General features: G+C 61.7%; 12 protein-coding genes. 9 read left to right on the top strand and 3 right to left on the bottom strand.

Translation table 11 applies throughout. The features are described from left to right. Positions 1–107 precede the first annotated feature (107 nt). Together MGEO_RS09680 and MGEO_RS09685 are read right to left on the bottom strand one after the other, a co-directional pair. Positions 108–563, bottom strand: a complete 456-nt coding sequence (locus MGEO_RS09680; RefSeq protein WP_085636553.1) for an ATP-binding protein — start codon at positions 561–563, stop codon at positions 108–110. Next, positions 523–861 (bottom strand): STAS domain-containing protein, encoded by a 339-nt coding sequence (locus MGEO_RS09685; protein WP_085636555.1) that lies wholly within the window; start codon positions 859–861, stop codon positions 523–525. The genes MGEO_RS09680 and MGEO_RS09685 overlap by 41 nt, the downstream gene beginning before the upstream one ends. A gap of 94 nt (positions 862–955) precedes the next feature. On the opposite strand from MGEO_RS09685, the gene MGEO_RS09690 reads away from it, so the two are divergent. The 9 genes from MGEO_RS09690 to MGEO_RS09730 all read left to right on the top strand — a co-directional run bounded on the left by MGEO_RS09690 (position 956) and on the right by MGEO_RS09730 (position 11207). Further along, a complete protein-coding gene (locus MGEO_RS09690) occupies positions 956–2119 on the top strand; it encodes a thiolase family protein (RefSeq protein WP_085636557.1) in 1164 nt (387 codons plus the stop codon). A gap of 86 nt (positions 2120–2205) precedes the next feature. Further along, positions 2206–2664: a GAF domain-containing protein gene (locus MGEO_RS09695; protein WP_085636558.1), complete on the top strand. Its 459-nt coding sequence runs from the start codon at positions 2206–2208 to the stop codon at positions 2662–2664. 248 nt (positions 2665–2912) lie between these two features. Then, positions 2913–3485 carry a helix-turn-helix domain-containing protein gene (locus MGEO_RS09700; RefSeq protein WP_085636560.1) on the top strand — a complete coding sequence of 191 codons (573 nt, stop codon included), beginning with the start codon at positions 2913–2915 and terminating at the stop codon, positions 3483–3485. Next, a complete protein-coding gene (locus MGEO_RS09705; protein ID WP_085636563.1) occupies positions 3485–3889 on the top strand; it encodes a GFA family protein in 405 nt (134 codons plus the stop codon). Before MGEO_RS09700 ends, MGEO_RS09705 begins: the two co-directional genes overlap by 1 nt. A 3-nt stretch (positions 3890–3892) precedes the next feature. Beyond that, entirely contained in the window at positions 3893–4516 is a 624-nt protein-coding gene (locus MGEO_RS09710; RefSeq protein WP_085636565.1) for a LysE family translocator, read from the top strand. A 10-nt stretch (positions 4517–4526) separates the two neighbouring features. Next, positions 4527–6965 carry a GcvT family protein gene (locus MGEO_RS09715; RefSeq protein WP_085636567.1) on the top strand — a complete coding sequence of 813 codons (2439 nt, stop codon included), beginning with the start codon at positions 4527–4529 and terminating at the stop codon, positions 6963–6965. Further along, complete coding sequence (locus MGEO_RS09720; protein WP_085636569.1) at positions 6962–7834, top strand: homocysteine S-methyltransferase family protein; 873 nt, start codon at positions 6962–6964, stop codon at positions 7832–7834. Before MGEO_RS09715 ends, MGEO_RS09720 begins: the two co-directional genes overlap by 4 nt. Before the next feature lie 190 nt (positions 7835–8024). Beyond that, on the top strand, positions 8025–10469 hold the full coding sequence (locus tag MGEO_RS09725; RefSeq protein WP_085636571.1) for a GcvT family protein: 2445 nt from the start codon (positions 8025–8027) through the stop codon (positions 10467–10469). 93 nt (positions 10470–10562) lie between these two features. Further along, the gene (locus MGEO_RS09730; protein ID WP_085636573.1) at positions 10563–11207 is read left to right on the top strand and encodes an RluA family pseudouridine synthase; all 645 of its coding nucleotides are present in this window, start codon (positions 10563–10565) and stop codon (positions 11205–11207) included. A 109-nt stretch (positions 11208–11316) separates the two neighbouring features. Here MGEO_RS09730 and MGEO_RS09735 read toward each other — a convergent pair whose 3' ends face one another. Further along, positions 11317–12756: an aldehyde dehydrogenase family protein gene (locus tag MGEO_RS09735; protein WP_085636575.1), complete on the bottom strand. Its 1440-nt coding sequence runs from the start codon at positions 12754–12756 to the stop codon at positions 11317–11319. Positions 12757–12883: the final 127 nt, after the last annotated feature.

Consider the following 12883-nt stretch of genomic DNA (forward strand, 5'->3'; position numbering starts at 1 on the left):
ATTGTTCCCGATCATGGGAAAAGCGCACCCTTATGACAGGTTATTGGCGCTAAAACGTGGATAATTCGAATAAAACTTGAACCGACGGTCGCTGGTGATCCGTCTGCTCAATCCTCGAATCGGAGGGTCAGCCGATTCTGATCCGCATACCGCCGGTAGCAAACCCCGGAAGCCAGTTGCCCGATCAGGAACCAGCCATATCCACCCTCAGCCAATTGTCCCGGATCAGGTGCATGGGCAATTGGTATTGAAAGGTCCGGAAGGGGTCGTCCCCAATCCGTCATGCGGATTTCCAGACCCCAGGCGCAGCGCTTGACCGCGACTGCAACCGCGCCCAGGCGCAGGTTGCGGCAGGCGTGCTCCGCCACGTTGTTCAATGCCTCGGCAAGTGTGATCTGGACCCTGCCGCGCATCGCGGGATCGACACTACCCTGAAGAGCATTGTCCACCCTGTTCAGAATCTCGGGCGTGACAACATCAAGTGCAGGCAGACAGAGCGCGAGCGCCACAACAGCTGCGGTGTCACCCCTGTCCGCCGACACCGGGCTGATCCGCCGTCTCATGGATGGTAAAGATCGTTTCCATCCGCGTCAGGCGGAATACCTTTTCGACAATCGGTTGCAGCGCAGCCAGTTCCAGCGTCTGACCCGGAAGCAACTGCTTCATCGATGCCACCACAGCGCCAAGCCCACTTGAATCGATGAAATCGACCTGTTCGAGATCGAGGATGAACACCCCACTGCCCCGCGATGTCAGACTGCGCATGTTTTCCTTGAACTGAAGGGCTGTTGGCGCATCGATGCGCGACGCGTTCACCCGGACAATGGTCGCTGCAGGGGTCGTTTCGACAGTCAGTTCCATGGGGCCTCAAGACGTTGTTCCTGCGTGCACCCTAGACGCCAATCCTTACCATCCGGTATGCAGAGCCCAGACAACAAACACGGGAGTGTCGCACATGGGCGATGTGGTGATCACGGGTGCTGCGCGCACCGCGATGGGTGGTTTTCAGGGCGCGTTTTCCGAGGTCACAGCCGCCGATCTGGGCGGCACTGCGATCCGCGCGGCCCTGGATCAGGCAGGCACGCCTTCAGTCGATGAGCTGCTCATGGGGTGTGTCCTGCCGGCGGGTCAGGGACAGGCCCCGGCGCGGCAGACAGGCTTTGCCGCCGGTCTGGGCGAAGAGGTGCCGGCGACCACGCTCAACAAGATGTGCGGGTCCGGCATGAAAGCCGCGATGATGGCGTTCGACGCCATCGCCCTTGGTCGGGCGACCACCATCGTTGCAGGCGGCATGGAGTCGATGACCAACGCGCCTTACCTGCTGCCAAAGATGCGCGGCGGCGCGCGGATCGGGCACAGTCAGGTGATTGACCACATGTTCCTCGACGGGCTGGAAGACGCCTATGACAAAGGCCGCCTCATGGGCACCTTCGCCGAGGATTGCGCCGAGGCGTTCCAATTCACCCGCGAGGCACAGGACGACTACGCGCTGCGGTCACTGTCCAACGCGCTCGACGCACAGAAATCCGGGGCGTTCGAACACGAGATAACCCCGGTGACCATCGCGACCCGAAAGGGCGAGGTGACGGTCACCGAAGATGAACAGCCCGGCAATGCCAGACCGGAAAAAATCCCGACGCTGAAACCGGCGTTCCGCAAGGACGGTACGGTGACACCGGCCAACAGTTCGTCGATCTCGGACGGTGCCGCGGCGCTGGTGCTGACAACGGCAGAGGCTGCGGGTGACTCAGCGCGCGCCCGTATCGTCGGGCACGCAAGCCATGCACAGGCGCCCGGCCTCTTTACCACCGCGCCGGTGCCTGCCGCGCAGAAACTGCTGGCGCAGATCAGATGGAGCAAGGACGACGTCGATCTCTGGGAGGTAAACGAAGCCTTCGCCGTCGTGCCGATGGCCTTCATGCACGAAATGGGGCTGAGCCGCGACATCGTGAATGTGAACGGCGGGGCATGCGCCCTGGGTCATCCGATTGGCGCATCCGGCGCCCGGATCATGGTGACACTGCTCAACGCGCTTGAAAAGCGCGGGCTCAAACGCGGTGTGGCAGCCATCTGCATCGGCGGCGGAGAAGGCACAGCCATCGCGATTGAACGGCTCTGATCTTCTCTGTTTTTCAAATACCTCGGGGTTGAGGCCGCAGGCCGAGGGGGCAGCGCCCCCTTCCCCACATTGCCAAGGGCACAGACATGACGATCGACTATCCGACCCTCGCCAGGACTATTGCCGCATTGACGGAAGGCGAAACCGATACCGTCAGCCTGATGGCCACGGTGACCTGCGAAGTGCATCACGCCGACGAGCGCTTTGACTGGACCGGCTTCTACCGCGTCGCCGGGCCTGATCTGCTCAAGATCGGACCGTATCAGGGCGGGCACGGTTGCCTGACCATCCCATTCGCTCGCGGCGTGTGCGGCGCGGCGGCCCGCACCGGAGAGGTCCAGCTTGTGCCGGATGTTGACGCCTTCCCCGGCCATATCGCCTGCGCGTCCTCGACCCGGTCGGAACTGGTGCTTCCGGTCTGGAATGGCAAAGGACGCCTGCTGGGTGTGTTCGACATCGACAGCGATCAACCGGACGCGTTTACTCAAGAGGACGCCGATGCGCTTGCAGGTATTCTCAAGACGACCTTCGCGGCGGTGTTGTGATCTCAGGCGAGGCCGATGAAGGACAGGATCGCAAGTACGATCACGATCAGGCCGACAAGATAGATAATACGGTTCATGGGGTGGTCCTCGACATCAGTTGGCTACCTCACAAACCATCGATCATCGGATTTCGTGCCAGGCGCTCGAATTCAGATGATTTGGGGACCGGGTCGCCAAGATGAAAATTTCTTTTGAATTTTCATCAAACCGTGCCATGAAATTCTGGACGGAAATTTCATGGGCGAGTCGTGCAGCACGATCCGGTTCTTCACAGCAAGACACTTGGCGCGGACCTTCGGGCGCTGCGCAAGGCGCGTGGGCTGACATTGCAGGACATTGCAGACCGTCTTGGACGCTCGGTCGGCTGGGTCAGCCAGATCGAACGCGATCTGTCGGAGCCGTCGATCACCGATCTGCGCCATATCGCCAAGCTGTTCGACGTTCCCGTATCGCTGCTGTTCGGCACCCCGCAGGCAGCCGCCGAAGAGGCGGGATACGTTGTTCGGGCCGGTGCGCGGCGCCCCATAGGCAGCGGCGACTCGGGGCTGGTCGAAGAACTCTTGTCACCGGATCTCTCGGATGATTTCGAAGTGGTGCATTCCACGTTTCAGCCGCACAGCCGCATCGGTGAAGTGGTCACCCGCCCGACACAGGAAGTGGGCTATCTTCTGTCCGGAAAGCTCGACCTCATCATCAGCGACAGACGGTTCACTCTGACACCGGGCGACAGTTTCCGGATCAAGGCCGAACCGTTTGAATGGATCAACCCTTATGATGACCCCGCCGTTGCGATCTGGGTCATCGCCCCGCCGGTGTATTGATGAGCGACGCCCTCCCCTCCGCCCCGGTCTCCCTGACAGGCAGCTGCCTCTGCGGTGCAGTGACCTATACCGCGCACGGCGAGGCCGGCGCTCCGGCGGCCTGTCATTGCTCCCAGTGCCGCAAGCAGTCAGGCCATGTCTGGGCGTCGTCTTACGTACCGGACGGCACGCTTGAGATCCGGGGCGAGGTACGGTGGTACCAGTCGTCCGAGAAAGCCCGGCGCGGGTTCTGCCCGACCTGCGGATCGGCGCTCTTCTGGGAGCATGAGGACGATCCGTTCATCTGTTTTTCCACCGGTTCCATTGACGGGCCCACCGCGTTGGCCCTGCGCGGGCATATCCACACCAAGTCCAAGGGGGATTACTACGAGATCAACCCCGCCGACCCGCAGCGCGAGGACTGACCCATGCTTGATGTGGCGCTTTCGATCCCGATCTGGACCTATGTCACCTTCATGGGGGCTGCTCTGATCCTCTATATCACGCCGGGTGCGGACATGATGTTCACGCTGGCCAGTGGAATGCGCGGCGGCGCGCGGTCCGGCATTGCGGCAGCGGCCGGCATCGGTCTGGGAGTGATGGGCCATGTGGTGATCGCGGCGGCGGGTCTGGCCGTTCTGCTGATCACCTATCCCATTGCCTATGACGCGCTGCGCTATGCCGGTGCGGCCTACCTGCTTTGGCTGGCCTACCACACATGGACGGACACGTCCGATCCTGCCCGCCGCGAAGGGCGCAGCGATACCTGGCGGGCGTTCCGGCGGGGGTTTCTGACCAACATCCTGAACCCGAAGGTGGGCCTGTTCGTACTCGCCTTCCTGCCGCAATTCGCCAACCCCGATATCGGGCCCGTCTGGCAGCAAATCCTGATCCTCGGCACACTTCTCGCGGTTGGAGAACTGGCAACCTACTGCGTGCTCGGCGGCTTTGCCGGGATGGCAGCAGCACGCATCCAGCGCGCGTCGGGTTGGATTAAAAAACTTTCTGCAATTGTCTTTGGCGGGCTCGCGCTGCGCCTGGCCTGGAACTGAGGAGACCTCAATGTCCGATTTCCCCACAAGCACCCGTGTCGTCATCATTGGCGGTGGCGTCGTCGGCGCATCCTGCGCCTATCACATTGCCAAAGCAGGCTGGGACTGCGTGCTTCTGGAGAAAAACGAACTGACCGCTGGCTCAACATGGCACGCGGCGGGGAACTGCCCGTCCTTCAGCACGAGCTGGGCCGTGATGAACATGCAGCGCTATTCGCTGTCGCTCTACCGGACACTGGCCGACGAGGTCGATTACCCGATGAACTACCACGTCACCGGGTCGATCCGTCTGGGCCACAGCAAAGAGCGGATGCAGGAATTCGAACGCGCCCGGTCGATGGGGCGCTATCAGGGCATGAACCTCGAGATGATGGCCGTAGGCGACATCAAGGACCGCTATCCGTTCATCGAAACCCATGATCTGGCAGGCGCGCTCTACGACCCCGAAGATGGTGACATCGACCCGGCGCAGCTCACGCAGGCGCTGGCCAAAGGTGCGCGAATGATGGGGGCGAAGATCGAACGGTTCTGCCCCGCGACGGGTGTCAGCCGAAAAGGCGACGAATGGATCGTGCATACGGACAAAGGCGACATCACCTGCGAAAAGGTGGTCAACGCAGCCGGGTACTATGCCCAGCGCGTCGGCGAATGGTTCAAGCCCTATGGCGGGCGGACGGTGCCGATGACGGTGATGAGTCACCAATACTTCCTGACCGAACCGGTGGCCGAACTGGAAGCGTGGTCGAAGGAGAACGGCAAGCTGCCGCTCTTGCGCGATGTGGACAGCTCCTACTACCTGCGGCAGGAAAAGTACGGTCTGAACCTTGGACCGTACGAACGCAACTGCAAGGCGCATTGGGTCACGCCGGACGATCCGATGCCCGATGATTTCAGCTTCCAGCTTTACCCGGACGATCTGGAACGGCTCGAATGGTATATCGAGGATGCAATGGCGCGTGTGCCCATCCTTGGAGCGTCCGGTGTGGGCCGGGTCATCAATGGCCCGATCCCCTATGCACCGGATGGCTTGCCGTTGATCGGACCGATGCCGGGTGTGCCCAACGCGTTCGAGGCCTGTGTGTTCACCTTCGGCATCACGCAAGGCGGTGGCGCGGGCAAGGTGCTGGCGGAATGGGTCACCGAAGGCCAGACCGAATGGGACATGTGGGCGGTCGATCCGCGCCGCTACACCGATTACGCCGATCAGGACTATTCCGACCAGAAGGCGATCGAGGTGTACGGCCACGAATACGCGATGCATTTCCCGCGTCACGCGTGGCCTGCGGGGCGGGACAAGAAGCTGTCGGCGGTGCATGACAGGATCCTTGCGGCGGGCGGCGTGATGGGGGCCTATAACGGCTGGGAACGGGCCAACTGGTTTGCACAGCCGGGCGATGACACCTCTGAGGAGGCGACCCAGACCTGGGCGCGGAAAGGCCCGTGGCAGCAGCGGATCAAGGAAGAATGTGAAGCGGTGCGCGACGCGGCTGGTGTGATCGCCATTTCCGGCTTCACGCGCCTCTCGGTCGAGGGCCCGGGTGCGCGCGCGCATGTCGATGCGCTGACCTGTTCATCGCTGCCGAAGCCGGGACGCGTAGGCCTCGCCTACTTCCCGGATGACCGTGGCCGCATCCTGACCGAGATGTCGGTGATCCCGCAAAGCGACGAGGCGATCTGGCTGATTACGGCAGCCGTCGCACAATGGCACGACCGGGACGTTCTGCTGCGCGATCTGCCCGACGGTGTTACCGTGCATGACCGCACAACGAAATACGAATGCTTCCTTGTGACCGGGCCGAAATCGCGCGAGATGCTGGCGCCTTTGACGGATGCCGACCTGACCCTGCCCTGGCTGTCCTTCCAGGAAGCCAATGTCTGTGGCAAACCCTGTGTGCTGCTGCGCGTTTCTTTCGCCGGAGAGCTTGGGTGGGAAGTGCACTGCCTGACCGAAGATGCACCCGAGATCTACGACGCCATTCTGGGCGCAGGGGCGAAGCCTTTTGGCATGTATGCGCTTAATGCGCTGCGGATCGAAAAGGGCTACCGCGCATGGAAGGGCGATCTCTCCACCGACTACACCATGCTGCAGGGTGGGCTTGATCGCTTCGTCAAACTCGACAAGCCACAGGATTTCCCCGGCAAGTCGGCGCTTCAGAGCGAAAAACAGCAGGGCGTGAGCAAACGCTTTGTGACGCTGATCGTCGATGCGGGCGACTACGATGCGCCCTATATGTCGACGCTCTGGCATAACGGACAGGTCGTGGGTGAGACCACCAGCGGAGACTGGGGTTACCGGGTGAATGCCTCCATCGCGCTGGGTATGCTGCGGGCCGATCTGGCGGTGCCGGGCACGGAACTTCAGATCGACATTTTCGGCGAGATGCGCAAAGCGGTCGTGCAGAAGGATGAACCCCTTTGGGATCCGCAAAACGAAAGGCTGCGCGCATGACGATCACTATTCTGGACGGCGGAATGGGGCAGGAACTCATCCACCGTTCGGGCACTCCTCCAACCCCGCTCTGGTCCACTCAGGTGATGATCGACATGCCGCATCTCGTGCGCGAGATTCATGCCGACTACTTTGCCGCCGGGGCCGAGATCGCGACGACCAACACCTATGCCATCCACCGCGACCGGCTGGCGGGAACCGAGCACGAAGATCGGTTCGAAGACTTGCACCGCATCGCGCTCGACATGGCTTTGGCGGCCCGCGATGCACACGGGTTCGGTCGGGTTGCGGGAAGCATCGGTCCGCTCGGCGCATCATACCGTGCGGATCTGCAACCGGCGCACGAGGTCGCGGTTGAGTTGATGGCCGAGGTCGCCGGAATTCTGGCGCCCGCCTGCGATCTGCTGTTGTTCGAAACGGTGATTTCCGCCGCCCAGACCCGCGCCGCTCTCGAAGCCGTGCAGGGGTTGGGCAAACCGATCTGGATTGCGTTCTCGGTCGATGACGAGGATGGCCGCCTCCTGCGCTCCGGCGAACCGCTCACCGAGGCTGTTGCCCTGTGTGGCGACGCGGCGGCGCTGCTCGCCAACTGCTCGGCCCCCGAAGCGATGCCCGCCGCGATTGACGTCCTCAAAGCCAGTGGCAAACCGGTCGGGGCTTATGCCAATGCCTTCACGCAGATCACCAAAGAGTTCCTTGCGGACAAGCCCACGGTCGATGCCCTGAGTGCGCGCCGCGACATGGGGCCTGAAGCCTATGCCGATCAGGCCGCGACATGGGTCGATCACGGCGCCACGATCCTGGGCGGATGCTGCGAAACCACCCCAGCCCATATCGCCGAATTGGCCCGGCGGTTCGCGGGAGCCTGACAGACATGACCCGCACGCGGCCGCACCCTCCGTTCCCCCTTAAACCAGGATTAAGGTTAACGCGCGGCCCCCTGCTTCTTCTTTTTCCAAATATGCACACGTCCAACCCGCCACGAAGGCTGAACTCGAACAGGCGCGACACAGTGGCGTGTGCCCGTTTCCACCGCATGACCCATTCAGGAGTTCCGTCATGAGCGTCCCCACACATGCCCGCGCCGTCATCATCGGCGGCGGTGTTGTTGGCTGTTCCGTCGCCTATCACCTGACCAAGCTGGGCTGGACGGATGTGGTGCTGCTGGAGCGCAGGCAGCTGACATCCGGCACGACATGGCATGCGGCGGGATTGATCGGGCAGTTGCGGGCCTCGTCGAACATGACGAAGCTGGCGAAATACACCGCTGATCTTTACTCGACCATCGAAGAGGAAACCGGCGTCGCCACCGGGTTCCGCAAGGTTGGGTCCATTTCGGTCGCCCTGACCAAGGAACGCCACGAGGAGTTGCGCCGGACTGCGGCAATGGCGCGGGCTTTTGGCGTTCCGGTCGAGGAAATCGACACGGCGGAAATCAAGAACAAATACCAACATCTTAACACCAGTGATGTGGTTGGCGGCGTGTATCTGCCAAGCGACGGACAGGGCGATCCGGCCAATATCGCGTTGGCGATGGCCAAGGGTGCGCGGCAGCGCGGGGCGCAGATTTTTGAGCGGACCAAGGCAACGGGTGTCAATCGCGACGGGCGGCGGATCGCCTCGGTCGACTGGGCGTCCGAGGATGGCAGCAGCGGCACCATCACCTGCGATCACGTGGTGAACTGTGCCGGTATGTGGGGGCGCGAGGTTGGGCGGATGCTGGGGGTCAACGTGCCTCTGCATGCCTGTGAGCATTTCTATATCGTCTCTGAACCCATCGCGGGGTTGGAAGCCCTGCCGGTGCTGCGGGTGCCGGATGAATGCGCTTATTACAAGGAAGACGCCGGCAAGATGATGCTGGGCGCATTCGAGCCGAAGTCGAAGCCCTGGGGCATGAACGGCATTTCCGAAAGCTTCGAGTTCGACCAACTGCCCGAGGATTTTGACCATTTCGAACCCATACTCGAAGCGGCGGTGAACCGGATGCCGATGCTGGCCGAGGCGGGGATTCACACATTCTTCAACGGTCCCGAAAGCTTTACCCCCGACAACGCCTATTACCTTGGACAGGCGCGCGAGATGGACAATGTCTGGGTGGCGGCCGGGTTCAACTCCATCGGCATCCAGTCGGCGGGTGGTGCGGGCATGGCCCTGGCGCAGTGGATGGAGGACGGGGCCAAACCATTCGATCTGGGCGATGTGGACATCGCCCGTGCGCAACCGTTCCAGCGCAATCGGCGCTATCTGAAGGAGCGGGTGACGGAAACACTGGGCCTGCTCTACGCGGACCATTACCCTTACCGGCAGAAAGCCACCGCACGCGGTGTGCGGCGGACGCCGTTCCACCAGCACCTTCTCGCACAGGGTGCCGTCATGGGTGAAATCGCCGGATGGGAACGTGCCAACTGGTACGCGACCGAGGGTCAGACACCGGAATATGCCTATAGCTGGAAGCGGCAGAATTTCTTCGACAATGTGGCGCGCGAACACAAAGCGATCCGCGAAAATGTGGGCATGTACGACATGTCCTCCTTCGGCAAACTGCGGGTCGAAGGGCCGGATGCCGAGGCGTTCCTGAACCATGTCTGCGGGGCTGATATGTCGGTTCCGGTGGGCAAGATCGTCTATACGCAATTCCTGAACACACGAGGCGGGATTGAGGCGGATGTGACCGTCACACGACTGTCCGAGACCTGCTATTTGGTCATAACCCCAGCGGCGACACGCGCCGCCGATCAGGCCTGGCTGCAGCGCCATGCGGGTGACCGACGCATGGTCATCACCGATGTCACCGCAGGCGAAGCTGTGCTGGCGGTCATGGGTCCGAACGCGCGGAACATCATGCAGGCGGTGTCGCCCGATGATTTCTCGAACGACGCAAACCCCTTCGGCACGGCCCAAGAGATCGAGATCGGGCTTGGCACCGCGCGGGTGCATCGGGTGTCCTATGTCGGGGAGCTGGGGTGGGAGATCTACGTCTCAGCCGATCAGGCGGGGCATGTGTTCGAAACGCTCTGGGAGGCGGGACAGGATCACGGGCTGACGCTTTGCGGGATGCACGCGATGGACACCTGCCGGATCGAAAAGGCGTTCCGGCATTTCGGCCACGACATCACCTGCGAGGACCACGTTCTGGAGGCTGGTCTGGGCTTTGCGGTGAAAACTGCGAAACCCGATTTCATCGGACGAGATGCGGTGCTGAAAAAGCGCGAGGGCGGTTTGCAAACCCGCATGGTGCAGTTCTGCCTGACAGACCCGGAACCCCTGCTCTATCACCACGAACCGATCCTGCGGGACGGCGAAATCGCGGGCTATCTGAGTTCCGGCGCTTACGGTCACCATCTGGGCGGCGCTGTCGGCATGGGATACGTGCCTTGCGCCGGGGAAAGCCCAGAGCAGGTCCTTGCGTCCACCTATGAGATCGACGTGGCCGGTACACGGGTGAAAGCGGAGGCGTCGCTGAAGCCTATGTACGATCCAACGGCGGCACGGGTGAAGGCGTAACAGAAACTTCGTACGAAGTTTCTGCGGCGGCAGGATTTTCGTACGAAAATCCTGAGCCTTGCCCAAAACCGCTGTGCTGCGTAGACGGTGCGGATGACCGGTTACACCCCTCCCGATACACCTCTCGACATCCTGCACGAAGACCATGAGATCCTCGTCGTCAACAAACCTGCGGGATTGCTGTCGGTCCCAGGAAAAGGACCGAACCTTGCCGATTGCCTGATCGCGCGGCTCGAGGCGGTGTATCCTCAGGTGCTTCTGGTGCACCGACTGGACCGGGACACATCCGGTGTGATGGTGTTTGGCCTGACGCCCCACGCCCAGCGCCATCTGGGGCTGCAATTCGAGAAACGGCAGACAAAGAAGTCCTATCTTGCGCGCGTTTCTGGACGACTGGAGCCGAAGACCGGCACGGTGGACTTGCCGCTGATCGTGGATTGGCCGAACCGGCCTTTGCAGAAGGTCGATCATGAGACCGGCAAACCGGCAGTCACGGACTGGCGGGTGATGAAGGCGTCAGATGCTGAAAGCCGGGTGAAGCTGTTTCCACAGACCGGGCGGAGCCACCAGCTTCGGGTGCATATGCTGGCTCTGGGCCATCCGATCCTGGGCGATCCGCTTTATGCGCCCGAAACGGCGGATCATTATCCCCGGATGATGCTGCATGCCGAAGAACTGCGGCTGCGGCACCCGGATGGCGGGGAAGGTGTGAAGTTTCGAGTGGCAGCGCCATTTTAAGGCGTGACGGACGCTGCCGCATTAAACACGCGCAGGCTTTGGCTGCGCGATTTTGCATATTTGGAAAAAGAAGAAGCAGGGGACCTGTGCCCCCTGCCCCACGTCACTTTTATTCGGCCGCCCAGCCAGAGACGGCTTTGACTTCAAGGAAATCCTCGATCCCCCAGACACCGCCTTCGCGCCCGTTTCCGGACTGCTTCATGCCACCGAAGGGCGACCCGGCCGAGCGGCTTTCACCGTTCATTTCCACCATGCCCGAGCGCAGTTGACGCGCCAGACGGTTGCAGCGCGCGCCGTCCTGGCTTTGGACATAGTTGGTCAGACCATAGACCGTGTCATTGGCGACCTGCACCGCTTCTTCCTCGGTCTCGAACTTCATGATCGACAGGACCGGACCGAAGATTTCCTCGCGCGCGATGGTCATGTCGTTGGTCACGTCTGCGAAGACGGTCGGGCGCACGTAGAAGCCCTTGTTCAGACCGTCGGGACGGCCGGTGCCGCCAGTCACAAGGCGGGCGCCTTCGTCGATGCCTTTCTGAATCAGATCCTGAATTTTCTGCCACTGGGTCGCGTTCACCACCGGGCCGATATGGCGGCCTTCGGCAGAGGCCGGGCCGACGCTGACCTTGGCAGCGATCTCGCCTGCTTCCTCGACGACGCGATCGTAGATCGACGCTTCGACCATCATACGGGATGGCGCATTACAGGACTGGCCGGTGTTCTGCATCATGTGCAGCACGCTGCGCTTGACGGCCTTTTCATCGGCATCGGCGAAGATCAGGTTGGCACCCTTGCCGCCGAGTTCCAGATGGACCCTCTTGAGCGTGTCTGCTGCGGCTTTTGAGATCAGCTTGCCTGCACGGCTGGAGCCGGTGAAGCTGACCATATCCACATCGGGATGTGCGGAAAGCTGGCTGCCGACGCCGACACCATCTCCGTTCACAAGGTTGAAAACACCTGGCGGGAACCCGGCCTCGTGCATCATTTCGGCGAACAGCATCGCGTTGAGCGGGCTTTCCTCTGACGGTTTCAGAACCATCGTACAACCGGCAATCGCGGCCGCGCCGACCTTGAGCGTGACCTGGTTCATTGGCCAGTTCCACGGCGTGATCAGAGCACAGACGCCAACGGCTTCGTAGATGATCCGGTCCTTGGGGCTGTGGTCATTCAGCGGGCGGTCGAATTCGAACGACTTTGCCGCGTCGATGAAGTTTTGCAGGTGCCATGTTCCCGCACCGACCTGGCTCGCAAGCGACATGTCGATCGGAGCACCCATCTCGAGGCTCATGGCCTGGGCCATTTCTTCGCCACGCGACTGGTAGATCTCGAGCAGTTTTTCCACCAGTGCGATGCGTTCGGCTGGCGGTGTTGCCATCCAGGACGGGAACGCATCCTTGGCTGCGGCCACAGCAGCATCGGTGTCGGCCTGCCCTCCCAGCGAGATCACCGCACAGGGGTCTTCGGTGGATGGATCAATGACATGATAATCGCGCCCTTCGATGGGATCGACCCATGCTCCATTGATGTAGAATTGGCGTTTCTCGATCATCTGATTGTCTCCCCTCAGAGCGTTGCAGACGACACTGTGTCACCCCAAATCGACCCCCGCAAGGGGGTGCAAGTCACGGGGCGGCTGCCTATGTACGAACCTGACTTCGAACTCACCCAAGGAGGCA

The organism is Marivita geojedonensis, from assembly GCF_002115805.1.
Classification (GTDB): domain Bacteria; phylum Pseudomonadota; class Alphaproteobacteria; order Rhodobacterales; family Rhodobacteraceae; genus Marivita; species Marivita geojedonensis.